Source organism: Staphylococcus sp. 510 (assembly GCF_057219715.1).
Map to the genome: position 1 here is coordinate 1 of NZ_JBXVVK010000011.1, position 16495 is coordinate 16495.

Annotated in this window: 15 protein-coding genes and 4 pseudogenes; 12 read left to right on the top strand and 7 right to left on the bottom strand. The window is 32.8% G+C overall.

Going from position 1 to position 16495, the window contains the following annotated elements:
- A pseudogene (locus AC2D8K_RS09130) lies at positions 1–122 on the top strand (acetolactate decarboxylase); the annotation flags it as partial.
- 65 nt (positions 123–187) lie between these two features.
- Here the strand turns inward: AC2D8K_RS09130 and AC2D8K_RS09135 are convergent.
- On the bottom strand, positions 188–1045 hold the full coding sequence (locus tag AC2D8K_RS09135; protein ID WP_002450181.1) for an oxidoreductase: 858 nt from the start codon (positions 1043–1045) through the stop codon (positions 188–190).
- Positions 1046–1121: 76 nt separating this feature from the next.
- Here AC2D8K_RS09135 and panB point away from each other — a divergent pair, with 76 nt between their 5' ends.
- The 8 genes from panB (at position 1122) to AC2D8K_RS09175 (ending at position 8005) form a co-directional block, all read left to right on the top strand.
- On the top strand, positions 1122–1940 hold the full coding sequence (gene panB, locus AC2D8K_RS09140; protein ID WP_002450180.1) for a 3-methyl-2-oxobutanoate hydroxymethyltransferase: 819 nt from the start codon (positions 1122–1124) through the stop codon (positions 1938–1940).
- Positions 1933–2784 (top strand): pantoate--beta-alanine ligase, encoded by an 852-nt coding sequence (panC, locus tag AC2D8K_RS09145; protein WP_002450179.1) that lies wholly within the window; start codon positions 1933–1935, stop codon positions 2782–2784. Before panB ends, panC begins: the two co-directional genes overlap by 8 nt.
- 1 nt (position 2785) lies before the next feature.
- Entirely contained in the window at positions 2786–3169 is a 384-nt protein-coding gene (gene panD, locus AC2D8K_RS09150; protein WP_002450178.1) for an aspartate 1-decarboxylase, read from the top strand.
- 158 nt (positions 3170–3327) lie between these two features.
- Positions 3328–4254, top strand: coding sequence for a hypothetical protein (locus tag AC2D8K_RS09155; RefSeq protein ID WP_002450177.1), 927 nt, complete (start codon positions 3328–3330; stop codon positions 4252–4254).
- Positions 4255–4345: 91 nt separating this feature from the next.
- Positions 4346–5029, top strand: a complete 684-nt coding sequence (locus tag AC2D8K_RS09160; RefSeq protein WP_454340402.1) for a TcaA second domain-containing protein — start codon at positions 4346–4348, stop codon at positions 5027–5029.
- Positions 5030–5035: 6 nt separating this feature from the next.
- The gene (locus AC2D8K_RS09165) at positions 5036–5326 is read left to right on the top strand and encodes a TcaA 3rd/4th domain-containing protein (protein ID WP_232501521.1); all 291 of its coding nucleotides are present in this window, start codon (positions 5036–5038) and stop codon (positions 5324–5326) included.
- Between the two features lie 247 nt (positions 5327–5573).
- The gene (locus AC2D8K_RS09170; protein WP_002450174.1) at positions 5574–6656 is read left to right on the top strand and encodes a zinc ribbon domain-containing protein; all 1083 of its coding nucleotides are present in this window, start codon (positions 5574–5576) and stop codon (positions 6654–6656) included.
- A complete protein-coding gene (locus AC2D8K_RS09175) occupies positions 6656–8005 on the top strand; it encodes a zinc ribbon domain-containing protein (RefSeq protein WP_002450173.1) in 1350 nt (449 codons plus the stop codon). Before AC2D8K_RS09170 ends, AC2D8K_RS09175 begins: the two co-directional genes overlap by 1 nt.
- A 92-nt stretch (positions 8006–8097) precedes the next feature.
- On the opposite strand, the pseudogene AC2D8K_RS09180 reads toward AC2D8K_RS09175, so the two are convergent.
- Positions 8098–9780 (bottom strand): annotated as a pseudogene (locus AC2D8K_RS09180) (CocE/NonD family hydrolase).
- Between the two features lie 147 nt (positions 9781–9927).
- Between AC2D8K_RS09180 and AC2D8K_RS09185 the strand changes: the two are divergent.
- Entirely contained in the window at positions 9928–10515 is a 588-nt protein-coding gene (locus tag AC2D8K_RS09185; RefSeq protein WP_002450171.1) for a TetR/AcrR family transcriptional regulator, read from the top strand.
- A gap of 51 nt (positions 10516–10566) precedes the next feature.
- On the opposite strand, the gene AC2D8K_RS09190 is transcribed toward AC2D8K_RS09185, so the two are convergent.
- Positions 10567–11019 carry a VOC family protein gene (locus tag AC2D8K_RS09190; protein WP_002450170.1) on the bottom strand — a complete coding sequence of 151 codons (453 nt, stop codon included), beginning with the start codon at positions 11017–11019 and terminating at the stop codon, positions 10567–10569.
- Between the two features lie 257 nt (positions 11020–11276).
- Here AC2D8K_RS09190 and AC2D8K_RS09195 point away from each other — a divergent pair, with 257 nt between their 5' ends.
- The gene (locus tag AC2D8K_RS09195; RefSeq protein ID WP_398575065.1) at positions 11277–11963 is read left to right on the top strand and encodes an epoxyqueuosine reductase QueH; all 687 of its coding nucleotides are present in this window, start codon (positions 11277–11279) and stop codon (positions 11961–11963) included.
- A gap of 52 nt (positions 11964–12015) precedes the next feature.
- On the opposite strand, the pseudogene AC2D8K_RS09200 reads toward AC2D8K_RS09195, so the two are convergent.
- Together AC2D8K_RS09200 and AC2D8K_RS09205 are read right to left on the bottom strand one after the other, a co-directional pair.
- Positions 12016–12272 (bottom strand): annotated as a pseudogene (locus AC2D8K_RS09200) (hypothetical protein).
- Positions 12273–12385: 113 nt separating this feature from the next.
- The gene (locus tag AC2D8K_RS09205; protein WP_002450167.1) at positions 12386–13453 is read right to left on the bottom strand and encodes a quinone-dependent dihydroorotate dehydrogenase; all 1068 of its coding nucleotides are present in this window, start codon (positions 13451–13453) and stop codon (positions 12386–12388) included.
- Between the two features lie 237 nt (positions 13454–13690).
- On the opposite strand from AC2D8K_RS09205, the gene AC2D8K_RS09210 reads away from it, so the two are divergent.
- Complete coding sequence (locus tag AC2D8K_RS09210; protein WP_002450166.1) at positions 13691–14548, top strand: fructosamine kinase family protein; 858 nt, start codon at positions 13691–13693, stop codon at positions 14546–14548.
- 49 nt (positions 14549–14597) lie between these two features.
- Here AC2D8K_RS09210 and AC2D8K_RS09215 read toward each other — a convergent pair whose 3' ends face one another.
- Positions 14598–15431 (bottom strand): alpha/beta hydrolase, encoded by an 834-nt coding sequence (locus AC2D8K_RS09215; RefSeq protein WP_002450165.1) that lies wholly within the window; start codon positions 15429–15431, stop codon positions 14598–14600.
- A gap of 43 nt (positions 15432–15474) precedes the next feature.
- Positions 15475–16477: pseudogene (locus AC2D8K_RS09220) on the bottom strand (amidohydrolase family protein).
- Between the last annotated feature and the right edge of the window lie 18 nt (positions 16478–16495).

Below are 16495 nucleotides of genomic sequence, written 5' to 3' on the forward strand. Positions count from 1 at the left end.
TTAAAGTTGAGATTCAGAACTTTGAAACATTCGAACAACATTTTCCAGCTCATGATGAAACATTTACAAATGCTAATATCGATTACAAAGATATTGCTGAAGAAATAAGAGAAGCCGAATAACTATAAATGAAGCCTGAGGTAAGTCATGTCTTGCCTCAGGCTTTGTTACGTTATTAGAAATATCATTAAAATTGAGATTGATAAGCCGATAAAAATGCATATACCGTATCAAGGTAAGGTGTCGTTATATGATATTCTTGAGCCTTCTTATAAATGTATCCTTGTATAGACTCCATTTCTAAAGGTCTTCCAGATGTGATATCATAGTACATACTTGTTCCCATCTGATCAGGATACCCCTCATATATTGTCATAATAGAGTCGCGTGTGTTTACATCAAAATTGAGTCCCTCAGCACGAGCTACGGAAATCCCCTCTGAAATGATGCCACGACAAATATTCCGAATATGTGATGATCGTAATAATTTAGCAGTATCTCGGCCCAATGCAGTAATTGAATTGATCCCCAAATTAACTAATAGTTTATACCATATCTTTTCTTCTATATTCTCTTCGAGTATGATTTCAATATTCGTTTGGTTGGTTAACTTTTGTAATTTTCGAGTTCTTGGTGTATCTTTCAAGTGAAGGCGATAGTCTCTAAAATGAGTGACGTCATTGTTATTTTTTTGACCACTGATATACACAACGGCCTGATATGAATTTGGAAAAGGTATGCGCTCTAATTGTCCATAGCCATTTTGAGCGAGAATGATGATCGTCTCTTCATGGATAATAGGTGATAATTGAGTAATGACTGTTTCTAATTGATATGTTTTAACTGCAATAAATACAATATCAAGTGGTTGCGTTATATCTTGATAAGGCGTTACAGAAATTGTTTTAGATTGATGCCCATTTTCTGGGAAATAATTTAGAGTATCTTTTTGTTTTCCAATGAGTAAAGTGTCAGGATATGCTTGCTGTAATTCAATAGCAATCGTTGTTCCAACGGCACCTGGGCCAATAACACCAATTGTCATAATATTATTCTTTCCTTTCTGGGATAGATTCATTATACTATTGCTTAATAATATAGGAAATTGAGGATGAATTGAATTGAAAACTATAGCTCAGTTAGTAGAAATGAAAGAACAAAGCAATAAAATTTCAATGGTTACTGCTTATGATTTTCCTAGTGCAAAGCAAGCACAACAAGCAGATATAGATATGATTTTAGTAGGAGATTCCTTAGGAATGACTGTGTTAGGTTATGAAAGTACAGTTCAAGTTACAATAGACGATATGATTCATCATGGTAAAGCGGTTCGACGTGGTGCATCTGATACATTTGTAGTCGTAGATATGCCTATTGGTGCGGTGGGGATTAGTGATGAATTAGATTTGAAAAATGCATTAATGTTGTATCAACAAACAGAAGCAAACGCGATTAAAGCAGAAGGTGCACATTTAACTGCATTTATTCGAAAAGCTACTCAAATAGGTATTCCTGTTATGGCACATTTAGGATTAACACCGCAAAGTGTTGGTGTTATGGGATACAAATTGCAAGGTAGTACCAAAGAAGCGGCATTACAATTAATTGAGGACGCGCATCATGTAGAAGAAGCTGGTGCAATTGCGCTTGTGCTCGAAGCAATTCCTAGTGATCTGGCACAAGAAATTAGCCAACAATTATCAATTCCAGTTATAGGCATTGGTGCAGGTAAAGATACTGACGGACAAGTATTGGTTTATCATGACATGTTAAATTATGGTGTCGATCGACATGCCAAATTTGTTAAGCAATATAGTGATTTTTCAATAGGTATTAATGGTTTAAAACAATATAATGAAGAAGTAAAATCAGGCGCATTTCCATCCGAAGCACACACGTATAAGAAAAAAATTATGAGCGAGGTAAATAAAAATGACTAAAGTGATTACAACGGTAAGTGAAATGCAAAGTATTGCTAAAGAATACAAGAGACATGGTCAAACGATTGGTTTTGTACCAACGATGGGTGCATTACATGAAGGGCATTTAAAAATGATGGAATTATCATCAGAATTTAACGATATCACTGTAGTTAGTATATTTGTTAATCCTTTACAATTCGGTCCAAATGAAGACTTCGATGCATATCCACGTCAAATTAATAAAGATGTTGAAATGATGGAAGAAATTGATGTAGATTATGTATTTTATCCAAGTGTAGAAGAAATGTACCCTGATGAACTAGGTGTAACATTGAAGGTGGGTAAATTAGCTCATGTATTAGAAGGTGCACAACGACCAGGACATTTTGAAGGTGTCGTAACAGTAGTAAATAAATTATTTAATATTATTAGTCCAGACTATGCTTACTTTGGTAAAAAGGATGCACAACAATTGGCTATCGTTGAAAAAATGGTTAAAGACTTCAATCACCCAATTGAAATCATTGGCGTTGACATCGTTCGTGAAAAAGATGGATTAGCTAAAAGCTCACGAAATGTATATTTAACAGAAGAAGAACGTCAGGAAGCCGTTCATTTAAGTAAAAGTTTGAAATTAGCACGTGATTTATATAATAATGGTGAACGCAATAGTTCTGTTATTATAGATGAAATTACACAGTACTTATTAGATTATACAAGTGGTCAAGTTGATGAAGTTGCCATTTATAGTTACCCAGAATTAGAAGAGCAATCTAAAATTCAAGGCCAAATCTTTATTTCATTAGCTGTTAAATTTTCTAAAGCACGTTTGATAGATAATATAATAATTGGAGCTGAATAAGTTGATTAGAACAATGATGAATTCTAAAATTCATAGAGCAAGAGTGACAGAATCCAACTTGAATTATGTTGGAAGTATCACGATTGATTCTGACATTTTAGATGCCGTTGATATACTGCCAAATGAGAAAGTAGCCATCGTCAACAATAATAATGGTGCACGTTTTGAAACATATGTCATCGCTGGTGAAAGAGGTAGTGGCAAAATTTGTTTAAATGGTGCCGCTGCAAGATTAGTTGAAGTAGAAGATATAGTTATAATTATGACTTATGCACAATTAAATGAAGAAGAATTGAAGTATCATGCACCTAAAGTAGCAGTATTGAATGAACATAATGAAATCATTGAGATGATACATGAAAAAGAGAATACGATTGTGTTATAAGTTGTATCATTCGATATAAAATGAAGTCCTAATTCATCACGAGAAGTGGTTGATTAGGACTTTTAATTTTTATTAAATAAAATAAAAATAATATAGAATAGGGCGGTTAAATGGGATATAATTTATCTAAGTAAATATAGCGGAGGAATTGAATAGACATGAAATGTCCAAATTGTGGTCAGAATTATCAACAAGAAGATCAATGTTGTGGTCATTGCGGATACAAATTAACGCGTCAAAATGATCATACAACAACTAGTACAACAGCATCTACAATAAAAGAGACACAACAACATTCTACTAAAACTAACGATGACAATGTGAAAAGTAGAAGAGATAACGAAAACTTTAAACAAGGTACAACATCACACCAAACAAAGAGAAAGTTATCTACACTAGGTGAAAACGATGCGCATTTTGAAGAAATAATGAAAGATAAAACGGCGTCTTTTGAACATAAAATGAAAGATTTAACAGACGAAAGTAAACAGTTTTTTAACCATGTGTTTAAATCATCAGACCAAAGCGATGTGATATATAGTTATCGATTATTAGTGACGTTAATATGTGCTGGATTACTTTTAAGTACATTATTAATCATCATTCTAGCATCTGATATATTTTTATTATTTCCAGAAAGTTCACCATTTAAAGCTATTTTTTATATGTTAATGATCATCCTAGGTAGTTTAGCTTTATCAGTTACTATTTTATATTGCATCGTGAAATATACTTTAACAACGACGATAGAATTTCATAAGGTTTTTTCAGATTATGTTGTTATTAACACTTTCTCAGTTTTAGCATTATTAATTGGATTAGTATTAGCCATTTTATCTATCTTTAAATTAGCATTGATTATCATGCTATTAGCATTTGTACTATTATATATCATCTCACCAACGTACATGTTAGTGAAATATAGTGGTATCTATCCTACAAAATTTGCGAGTATTTATGGTATTATCATTTACCAATTTGTCTTGATGGTCATCGTTTATTTATTAGGGCATATGATTATACAACAATTAATTAATGATTACTTGATGAAACTGTTTGGTAGTGGTTTTAGTGGTTTATTGTAACAGATGTGGTATGCCTAAACATTACTATCTCACTCAATATTGTCCATCTTATTATTCAAAAGGCATTAATAAAAAACATGACAAAAATCATTTGCATCAAATACATGAAGCACATACGTCGCATAGATACCGATTTCGTAAACCACGTAAACCATTGTTTTTGATTGTGGTTTTACTGATGATTATGGTCATTATATTAGTAAGTTGGGTATACTATTTTAGATATGAAAATTCAGCAGACAAAAGAATTCAAGCATTTTCAGAGGCAATGAGATATAAGGATAAAGAGCAATTAACATCATTAGTGACCTCAAATCATCAACCATTGACAGATGAGGAAGCGGTGGCATATTTTGCTTTAATACAAACAATGGGTGGATCCGATAGATATATGAAACAAATCAAATCAGCCATCCATCAGTTAGATCAGAATGAAGCTACATCAAAAGATATCAACATTGATGGTGTGACGATTTTAACGATCAATAAGAAAACGCAATTATATGGTTATATCAAAGAATTTCAATTTGAAATACCCCAATTTCGTTTTATATTAGATGCTAAAGATAATGGTGAATTAACATATCAATTAAATGATAAAAAGCATGAAATACGTTTAGTAAAAGGTCATATTGTGAGTCTTGAAGCAGTACCATTAGGAGAATACAAATTAAAAGCGACTAAAAAAGTGGGTAACCGTACTTACGACGGTCATGTCGTATTAAGTTTAAAGCAGTACGGCACGATGGCTAAAGAAGACTTTAGTGAAAAGTGATTTAAAGTGACGACTAAAAATAGTTATATGTTTAAGAAAGTAGAGTTAGTATTAAACGATAAACATGTAGGAAGAGTCAAAGATTATATCACCTATGGCCCTTATAGCGGAGAAGAAGATTTACTTGTATATGGAGTAGGGTATATAGGAAATCAATCATTCAAATCAAATGAAGTAAATGTACCATCCATTAATAGCGATGAAAGTCCTGTTAATGTCGTACTTAAATTTAATGAGTCGGAAATCTTTAGTCAGACTCGAACTAAAGATAATCATGGTATGACAAAAAATAAATGATATTTATCTTAAGGAGAAGGCGTACAGTACTTCTCTTTTTTTGTTGGTTTAATATTGATGATAGTTATTTTATTAGATATTAAAATAAAAAAATTTAGTAAATATAAGTTTAAAGGTAATTGACCTATCTAAAAATATAACTAACTTTAATAAAGAATTTTATAAATATTTCAAAAATCGATAGAAAACAACATAAATATAATGTTATACTTTGCAAAGATTAAAAATAGAAATTGGGGGTAACATTATGAAATGTCCAAATTGTGGTCATCAAGTCGAACAAGATGACGTTTTTTGTGGGGAATGTGGTACTAAATTAGAACGTCAATCAAAATCAGTCACAGCTGCTGAAAATGATATTCAAAAAGCAGATTCTAATTCACAGTCTCATCATTCAACACACGCATCTAGTCACCACGCAATCAACTCAAATAGCAATGCCTCATACGCGCAATCACAATCTATGAACCAAGGTGCGCCATCTAATTCAATGAATCAACAAAATGCATCTACCGAAAATAGTTCAAATTCAAACTTCAATCACAGTCAGCATCAACAAGCACAAAACAATACTAATCAACAGCAATTCCAAAACCAACAGTATCAGCAACAAAATCAACAATTCCAAAATCAACAATTTCAACAACAACCGCATGGTTATCAAAAACAACCTAATCAATTTAGTGAACAAGCTAAAGAGGTTACAGCTGAAAGTAAAGGCTTTTTCAAAAGTGCTTTTGTAGATCCAGACAGAGAAATTAAAAGTATACATACATTTAGTTTCAAATTATTAGGATCACTATTAGCAATTGGATTAATTTTAATAGCAATTATTTTATTCTTAGCTATTCCTGAAGAAGTATCTTTATTTACTTCAGAAGCTAAAATTGTTTTTTCTATCATTTTTAGCTTAATTATTTTATTAGCTGCAATTGTAGGTGCAACGTTTGGTATTACTAGATTAGTTGTAGTCCAAGCAATACCATTTAAAAAAGTGCTTTCAGATTTTGTATTTATAAATAGTGTAACAGTGGCAACATTATTATTATCAATCATTTTATTAATCATGGAAGCATATACGTTTGGTACGGTTATTCTTATCTTATCATTCGTTATACTTGTCACTTCAGGTGTTTATTTAATTGCCAAATATAGTGGCATTAATCATACAAGATTTTCAAGCTTTTACGGTATGATTATTTATTTAATTGTTATTTTCATTTTAATGAGAATATTTGGTGAGGTAACATTCTCAAGTATCTTAGAAACATTCAATGAAACGAAAGATTCATTATTTAATAGCTTATTTGGTGGGGGTAGTACGTATTAATGAAATATTGTAGTAATTGTGGTAATCCTTTACGCCCAGATGTAAAGATATGTACGAATTGTGGTGCACCAGTTAATGGATCATCAAATGCAACACAATCAACTCAAAGTCAAGGAAACGCACAACGACAACAAAGTTATAATAATGCGAATATGCATCAACAGTATCAACCACAACCCAAAAAAAGTAAGAAAAAGGTTATTTTTATTGTTTTAATTATTGCGGTTGTATTGGCGATGTTAATTGCCATTTTTGCAATCCTGAAACATCAATTTTCACCTGAAAGTCAAGCAGATAATATCGCACATGCAGTGAAAAAAGATGATGCTAAAGGTTTAGCAAAACAAGTAACATCAGATAATCATAAATTGAGTGAAGAAGAAGCAAGAGCATATTTAAATTACATTAAAGCTGAAGACGACTTAACTAACGTTGCGAATCAAATTAAAAATAATACTAAAGAAATCAAGCAAGGTAAGTATAATAGTTTATCAGTCAATGCGAATGATAATAATGTGTTGAATATTGAGAAGAATGGTAAAAAATATTTATTCTTCGATAAGTACAACTTTAATATTCCGCAACATACGGTATCTATTTATCCTAATGATAGTGGTGATATCACTTATACATTTAATGGTGAGAAACATCATATTTCTGTTGAAAAAGAAGAAGAAAAAACGTTAGGTGCATTCCCAGTTGGTGATTATAATCTAAAAGCATCTAAGAAAATGGGTGGCAAAACGTTTAATGGTGCGCTTGATATTACTATGAGTGAAGATGAAGCTACTGCCAAGGAATCATTTAAACAAAAACGTTTCACTGTAACAACTGAAGGCGGTTCGATGTTAGATGATATTAAAATCTATGTGAACGATAAAAATTCAGGAGATGAATCAAAAACATATGGTCCTTATGATCCTGATGAAGAGGTAATTGTTTATGCCCAAGGTACATTAGATGGTCAATCATTTAAATCAAGTTCAGTGAATGTTTCAAGTGCAAGTAATGAAGATGATGGCGTATCGGAAGTCACATTGAAATTTGATGAAGACGCGATTGATGACGCATATGATAAGAAAATGGATGAAGACGATGATAGTGACAGTAGCGATTCAGGTGAAGTTACAAGAAGTAATGTTATCGATAAAGTAGAATCATATGAAGGTCATAAATTAGATACAGATACGTATACGTATAAAGAACCAGAAAAAACGGATGACGGTAAATGGGGATTCTCATTTGAAGATAAAGATGGAGACTTAGCTGGGTCATATACAGTAGACACAGATGATGGTTACGTAACAGAATATGATGAAGACGGCGAAAAAGTAGGTTCAGGCTACTAAGATAACCATACTTTATAGATCATTTTAAATTGATTACTCAAACTAAAAATAAGAAGGGCCACTCATCAGAGTGGTCCTTCTTAAATATACCATTATTTTGTAACTGGAATGATCAGTTGAGAATCATATTGGCCACCTGTATGAATGTGATGAAGTCCTTTATTAACGCGTTCTTCATGTTCATAGCGTGTTTTCATACCAGGTGTACTATTACCTTTAACAATTTCACTACCTTTGACAACAACGACTAGTGTTTCACCTTGTTTGAAACGTGTGCCAGATGGTAATAATTCGATTTCAACAGGAACAATGTCTCCTTTATTAAGTTTGAGCTCTTGTTCATGTTTATGCCAAGGTTGAGCGATAGTTGATTTGTCTTGGTCTAACTCACGATGAGATGCACGTAACCAACCTGTAGCTACTTGACCTTGTTCAATATGGTTGAAGTCTGGGAAGTGCACTTCGTTACCACGACGATCTAGTTTTTTAATACCTGCGAATAAGTCCATATCGTCTGCATCATCTGTACTTACCCAAAGTTTTAAGTTCATATTTCCTACTAATTCTGTGTCATGATCGAATGTATAGCTAAAGCGTACATCATCTTGTTCATTTTCAGAATCGTATTGAGTTGAACTTTCTTCATTGACAGCATTTTGATTTAAAGTTAAGTCTTTAGCATTTAGATATAAAGGTGTGTAGTTCGTATTTGGTAGTGGGAATGCTGTTGCTGTTTTGAATTCACCTTTATAGAATTGATCTCTTACTTCATAAGTGACAGTTGGTGTTTCTTTCCAATCATTATCTTCTTATTTAAGGTAATAATCGAAGAATGCTTTTTGGCGTTCAAGGTTTTCACGAGCATAATAACTTTCCCATTCTTTACGACCATGGATATATAACCATTTGTCTTCTGAACTTGCTTGTTTAAACCCTTCAAATGAACCACGATTGTGTAAACCTTGTGTTGACCAACTTGCACAAGCTAATAATGGTGTTTTAATTTGATGTAATGGTGCTTGACGTTGTTTCCAATAATCATCGAATAATGGATGGTCTTTTTGAGCTTGAATTAAATCTTCAATGTTTGGATTATCAGTCCATCTCGCAAAAATACCTTGAATCCAGAAACGGAAGAAACCTGTATCAGGAATACCACCATGGAAGGCTACTTCACGGTACATATCATTGAGTCCTTCCCAAGGAATCATTGCTTTTAAATGAGGGGGATTTAATGAAGCAACCCACCATTGTGTAACAGCTAGGTAAGAGACACCATTGGTACCTACATTACCATTACTCCATTCTTGTTGTGCAGCCCATTCGATGACTTCGTAGTAGTCTTCAGCTTCACGTTTTGACCAAGGTGATAGCACACCATTTGATTTAGAGCTACCTCTTAAAGCAAGTTTAACTACTACATAATCTTGAGGTACCCAGAAACCTGGATCTGGTGATTCTTCAGGTGTAAAACTAGAAGTTGGAATAGGACCTAAAGTAGGCCATTGCGCCCCCATATTAGTAATTTTAGGTTTATTATCTTTACCATAAGTGTCGGCTGACATGACAACGGGGAATTGTCCTTCTTTATTCGGACGGAAAATATTGACGTATAATTTTTCGCCATCTTTCATTTCTACAGCCACATCTTTTTCCATAATCATTTCTTGATTACCGAATTGTACACTATCTACAACGATATGATTAAGACCTTCTTTAACATCGTTAACATCTGTAACAGTTAATTGAGGATTACCTAATAAATTTCTTGTCATATGAATCACCCTTTTTAGTTAATTTTCTTTACACTTTTATCGTAAAGGGTTAAGTAGATAATTCCAATCATCAATGTAGATGATTTGTATGTTAACCAACAAACCCCTTATAATTGTTGGAAAGTAAGCTATTAAGGAAGTGACATAATGCCACAAGACCGACGTGTTAGAAAATCACAAGCAGCAATTAGACATGCATTTATCGATTTGCTTCATAAATATGAATTAGAACAAATCACGGTTCAACAAATATCAGATTTGGCAGATGTGAATCGAAGTACTTTTTATACTCATTACATAGATAAATATGATTTATTAGAAAAATTGGAAGATGAACAGGTAGAAATTATTAGAACGTTTATTGAAGAGGGAGATGTATATAAGAATCAAACATTCTCTACTGAAAGTATCCGTACGATTATGGAATTTTTAATAGGTAATATAGAAAAGAATATGGAATTTTATCAATTAATGTTTACGATGGGGAAAGATTCAAATTTACATGAAAAGTTATATGAATTAATCACAGGTCATCTAAATCATTTTAAAAATGAAAATAATAAAATAGGAGATATCCCATTTTCTTATTTTATGAGTTATGTATCAGGTGCTGGATTATCATTTATACGACATTGGGTAGAGGATCCTAATCGCATTGCTAAAGATGAATTAATACAGTATTTTTACGATATTGTTAATAATGGGCCGGCTACGATAATTAGAAGAACAGAATAAAAATAAAAGGTTGGGACACAAACTTTATGTGTCTCAACCTTATTGTATTAATTATGATTGTGGAATAGCGTTGTAATCTTGACCGTGTAACATCCATCTTACGCCGTATTTATCTGTAAATACGCCCATCTTACCGCCCCAGAATTGCTCTGATAATGGTAATTCAACGTCGATAGAATCATGGTCTTTAATTTTATCATAGAAAGTTTCTACTCTTTCTACATCAGCTTGATCATTAATATCAAAATCAATTAATAATGAAATGCCGTTATTGATAGGTTGGATTCGGCTAAATGAATCCGCGCCTAAGATTTTTACACCAATAATTTCAAATTCAGAGTGCATTGTCGCTTCTTTGGCTTGCTCTTTAGTCATACCAAAATGTTCAGCTTGGTCTTCGCCAACCTCTAAACGTTTAATATTTGTTGCACCAAAAACTTCTTCGTAATATTTAAGCGCTTCTTTCGTATTTGGAAAAGCTAAATATGGTGATAATTGAGTCATATGATACCCCTTGTTATTTTTTATTTTATTGCTAATCACATCATACAATGTTTTAGGTGAAAAGAATAGAATTATGTATGATTGGTTTATAAATAATGGAAGTTAGTCACAGTTTTTAATTATCTTATTTATATCGATATAGTAGTGAACTAGAAATGACTTTTTATGTATCATTTATTGTATAATATTCATAAATTATATTATGACATAAAAAGAAGGTGTTTCTTTTGATTGAAGCGGGCGAAATTTTAAAGAAAATGAAGAACCAAAAGGTCAATTATGACAAAGTTTTAAGAAAAATGATTCAACAATGGGAGGAAAACGGGGAACGACCTAAAATATTATTACATAGTTGTTGTGCACCTTGTAGTACCTATACCTTAGAATTTTTGACACAATATGCGGATATCGCGATATATTTTGCTAATCCCAATATTCATCCTAAGAGTGAATATTTAAGACGTGCTAAAGTTCAAGAAATGTTTGTAAATGACTTTAATGAAAAGACGGGGGCAAATGTAAAATATATTGAAGCAGTTTATCAACCACATGAATTTATGAAAATGGCTAAATCAAAAGGACTTACTGAAGAAAAAGAAGGTGGTCTACGATGTACAACTTGTTTTGAAATGAGACTTGAGATGGTTGCTGAAGCAGCGATTAAGTATGGTTATGATTACTTTGGTAGTGCAATCACATTGTCACCTAAGAAGAATGCGCAATTAATTAATCAACTTGGTATGGATGTTCAACAAATTTATAATATTAATTATTTACCCAGTGATTTCAAGAAAAATAAGGGCTATGAACGATCTATTGAAATGTGTAAAGATTATCATATTTTTAGACAGTGTTACTGTGGGTGTGTGTTTGCTGCAATGAAACAAGGTATTGATTTTAAAGCAATTAATAAAGAAGCCAATGCATTTTTACAGCAATTTTAAAAAAGACCCAGAGCAAAGGTGGTATATCCTTGACTCTGGGTCTTAATATTGATTAAATCATTCTATGAATGAAACGGACGATAGCCATAATAGCTATGACGAGCATTGCTGCAAAAGAAAAGAGTTTAAATCGTTTATTTTTTTTTTAATTTCTTTGTCTTCATTTTGCATCATTTCTTGTAATTCACGTTCGATTTCTAAATCAAGATCTGTTTTTCGATAACCATTAAGGCCTTTTCTTTCATCTTCGTCATTTGAAGAATGTGATTTTTTATTCTCGGTTGTGTCTTGTTGTGTGGACTGATTCATTTCTTTATCTTTGATATCTTCTCGCATTGTATAATGCCTCCTATAATCATGACACATACTTTTAATGATTCATTTGATGTAAAGTCATTGATTCATCGTTAACTGCTTTTTAATTATTTTACATCTAATCCGATAATATCGCTAATATGATGATAACCATTTTGGTTTAAATATTGTACAATGTCTTTATTTATTTTCTTAGTTAATCCTGGACCTTCAATAACTAATGAAGAATATATTTGTAATAAAGAGGCACCATTGCGTAACATTTGGATAGCATCTTCAGCATTAAAGATACCGCCTGTACCAATAATTAAGAGTTCTCCTTTAGTTTCTTGATATGCTAATTTAACAAGTTTTAAATTACGTTCAAATAAAGGACGTCCGCTTAAACCACCCTCTTCAACACGGTTAGCTGATTTTAAACCATCACGTTTACGTGTCGTATTTGCAAGAATGACACCATCGAAATGTGTTTGAATGGTTGGTAATAGAGATTTCAAACCTTCTTCGTCCATATCAGACGTTAATTTTAAGAAAATAGGTACATTGATTTCATTGTTTGCTTTAAACGTTTCTAACGCATTGCATAACATTGAAAATTCATCTTTATCGTGAAAATTTTGTAAGTTTTCAGTATTAGGTGAGCTAATATTGACAGTAAAGAAATTAACATCATTTTTGAATGTATCAATAACTTTAATATAGTCTTGATAACGTTCGTCGTAAGAGGTCATTTTGTTGACCCCAACGTTTAGACCAATAGGTGTATGGTAAGCATAACGGCGTAGATGACTAAGTGCTTTGTTCATACCCATATTATTAAAGCCCATACGATTAATTAAGGCATCATCCTCTAATAAACGATACATACGAGGTTGTGGATTACCTGGTTGTGGCTTTGGTGTGATACCACCAAGTTCTAATGCACCGAAACCAAGATTTTCTAAAGCTTTAGGTACTTCGCAAGATTTGTCATAACCAGCTGCAAGACCGATTGGATTTTCAAATGTAATACCGCGGATATCTTGAGATAACATAGGATTTTGATAATCGAATAATTTTTTCATAATCGGTAATACATAGGATTGTTTTTGTGCAATTTTTAAGGCGTCGATAGTTAATCCGTGTGCTTTTTCAGGTTCAATTTTAAATAAAAGGGGTTTAATTAATTTATACATGTTAACGCTCCTAGTTCATTATATTTGAGGCTTACTATCCTCAACTTAATATATGTGAAACTTTTCCTTTTAATAGACTAGCATTTTCATTTACAATTTCCTAGTTAAATTATAAAAATTAAAAAAATAGACGAACTTTTATAATGTGGTCATACACATTGAGGGTGGCTTTAACGATTAAGCGATTGGAAATGAGGTAATATAATTAGTATTCAGTAGTATAGGGAAGGTGACATCATGGCTATAGATTGGAAAGAGCATTTACCATTAGATTATATTAAAGAGATTACACCAGTCAGTGGTGGAGATGTGAATGAAGCATTTAAAGTAATAACACAACAAGATGATACGTTCTTCTTATTAGTACAACGTAACCGAGATGAATCATTTTATGCTGCAGAAATTGCAGGTCTGAATGAATTCGAAAATGCAGGTATTACTGCACCCAAAGTCATAGCAAGTGGAGAGATAAATGGGGATGCGTATTTAATTTTAAGTTATCTTGAGGAAGGGTCATCCGGCAGTCAAAAAGATTTGGGACAATTAGTTGCTAAAATGCATAGTCAACAACAAGAAGATGGCCAATTTGGATTCCGGTTACCACATGAAGGGGGCGATATTTCATTTGATAATTCATGGACGGACAACTGGAAAGACATTTTTATTTATCGCCGTATGGATCATATTCGAGATGAATTATTACGTAAACAACTATGGAATGAGGAAGATAATAAAGTATATGAACAGGTGAGAGCGGTGATGCTGGATGCATTAGACCAACACCAAAGTAAGCCATCGTTATTACATGGTGACTTATGGGGTGGTAATTATATGTTTTTATCAGATGGTCGTCCAGCTTTATTTGATCCAGCACCATTGTACGGTGATCGTGAATTTGATTTAGGTATTACAACCGTATTTGGTGGTTTTACTCAAGAGTTTTATGATGAATATGAAAAGCATTATCCGTTAGCTAAGGGTGCGTATGAACGATTAGAATTCTATAGATTATATTTATTGATGATACATTTATTAAAATTCGGTGGAATGTATGCAAGCAGTGTTAATCGCTCAATGGAAACAATATTAGAGTAAAGAAAAGCACGCGTTGAATTATTTTTCAACGCGTGCTTTTTTAATCAGCTTATTTATGCCACATGTTTAATAATACTTCGGCAAAGCCTTCAGGTTTTTGTACATAACCTAAATGACCGCCAGGAATATCAACGATTGGTAAACCAATTTGTTCATTGATATAGAAGTTAACATTTTGTGGGAATGATTCTCTAGAGTCAGTACCATTTAGTAATGTGATTTGATCTTCATGTTTTTTAAAGTCATCTAAAGTAATATCTGAGTGTGTATATTGGCGAATTTCGTATTCAGACCAGAACATCACACGTTGATATTGTTCTTTTTGAGCTTCTTCTGTTTCTGCAGGTTGAGACATCATTTTAGCATCGATAGGTGCAATATTAAGTGTTTCAGCAAATGTTTTCATACCTTTTTCTAATCCTTCTGTAAGGATTTGGTTTACAATTTCATCATTTTTATCTTTCCAGTATTTACTATCTGGTAAGAATGTATTGATTGGTGGTTCGTGGAAAGCAATTTGTTTAACTACTTCTGGATGTTCTTTAAGTACATGCATAGCAACGATTGAACCAGAACTTGAGCCTAAAACATAGACGGGTTCATCGCTAAGTGATTGTGCTAATTCTGCAATATCTTTTGCGTCGCGTTTTACACGATAATTGTCGTCTGGATTTGCTGCTGATTCTGGTAGTGGTTCTGTTAACTCACTTTCACCATAGTCACGACGATCTACTGCAACTACAGTGAAGTGATCTTTTAATTGTTGTGCTAATGGCATAAAGATGTCGCCAGTTCCATTGGTACCTGGGATGAATATTAATACCGGACCTTGTCCAATTTGATGGTAGCGTAATTTAGCACCTTTTAATTCTATTGTATTCATATGAAATACCTCCATTGAGTTAAAGCATGATTTATCAGTCATATTATTCTAAGCCAAGTAATTTAGCGCCATTTCTATAACTTACTTTCTCTTTTTCTTCATCAGTTAAACCAAGTTCATCTAAAAATACGCCTAAACGTTCTGGTTCGATATAAGGGTAGTCTGCCGCATATAAAATTCGGTCAATCCCCATTTCCTTTTTAACTAAATCAAATTGTGGTTTAGTCAACATACCACTTGGCGTCATATAGAAATTATTTTTAAAGTAATAACTAACAGGGTGTTTTAAATGATCAGCAAATAAAGTTTCATCCATACGTTCTAAGAAGAATGGAATGAATTCACCCCAGTGTCCGATAATCATATTTAGATTAGGGTAACGGTCAAAGATACCTGATAGAACTAGATGGATCGCATGAATACCAACATCAATGTGCCAACCATAACCGAAACAAGCGAATGTAGCAGCAGTGATTTCTGGATAATTTCCTTTATAGTAAGCTTGGTATACATCACTATTTACGGGTGCGGGATGTAAATAAATAGGTACATTTAATTCTTCAGCAGTTGCAAAAATACCGTCAAATTGATCTTGATCTGAGAAACCATCTTTTGTACGACCCATAATGAGTGCACCTTTAAAGCCTAACTCATTGACACAACGCTTGAATTCTTCCACAGCTGCTTCAGGTTCATTAATCGGTAATGTCGCAAATCCTACAAAACGGTCTGGATATTGTTTGATATACTCAGCTAATTGATCATTAGCTTTTTTACATAAATCGATGGCTTTTTGACCTTCAAGATTAGAAGGTGCACCATTACCATATGATAATACTTGCATTTGTACATTTTGTTCATCCATGAATTTAATACGTTTATCATGATGAGAAATCTCATCAGCGTCAGTAAAACCTGATTTTTTTCTCTAGTCCTTCTAGCATGACTTTCATGGGTACACCATTTGGGTCAGCAGAAGCTTGACTCATTGTTTCTTTTTGAATGTCGTCTATCACATAATGTTCTTCGAAAGTAATACTTTTCATTTTAAATCCTCCATAATC

Excerpts from the sequence above, each read along its gene's own strand:
- AC2D8K_RS09135 (WP_002450181.1), bottom strand. The coding sequence starts at position 1,045 with ATGACAATTGGTGTTATTGGCCCAGGTGCCGTTGGAACAACGATTGCT.
- panC (WP_002450179.1), top strand. The coding sequence starts at position 1,933 with ATGACTAAAGTGATTACAACGGTAAGTGAAATGCAAAGTATTGCTAAA.
- AC2D8K_RS09155 (WP_002450177.1), top strand. The coding sequence starts at position 3,328 with ATGAAATGTCCAAATTGTGGTCAGAATTATCAACAAGAAGATCAATGT.
- AC2D8K_RS09170 (WP_002450174.1), top strand. The coding sequence starts at position 5,574 with ATGAAATGTCCAAATTGTGGTCATCAAGTCGAACAAGATGACGTTTTT.
- AC2D8K_RS09175 (WP_002450173.1), top strand. The coding sequence starts at position 6,656 with ATGAAATATTGTAGTAATTGTGGTAATCCTTTACGCCCAGATGTAAAG.
- AC2D8K_RS09185 (WP_002450171.1), top strand. The coding sequence starts at position 9,928 with ATGCCACAAGACCGACGTGTTAGAAAATCACAAGCAGCAATTAGACAT.
- AC2D8K_RS09190 (WP_002450170.1), bottom strand. The coding sequence starts at position 11,019 with ATGACTCAATTATCACCATATTTAGCTTTTCCAAATACGAAAGAAGCG.
- AC2D8K_RS09195 (WP_398575065.1), top strand. The coding sequence starts at position 11,277 with ATGAAGAACCAAAAGGTCAATTATGACAAAGTTTTAAGAAAAATGATT.
- AC2D8K_RS09205 (WP_002450167.1), bottom strand. The coding sequence starts at position 13,453 with ATGTATAAATTAATTAAACCCCTTTTATTTAAAATTGAACCTGAAAAA.
- AC2D8K_RS09210 (WP_002450166.1), top strand. The coding sequence starts at position 13,691 with ATGGCTATAGATTGGAAAGAGCATTTACCATTAGATTATATTAAAGAG.
- AC2D8K_RS09215 (WP_002450165.1), bottom strand. The coding sequence starts at position 15,431 with ATGAATACAATAGAATTAAAAGGTGCTAAATTACGCTACCATCAAATT.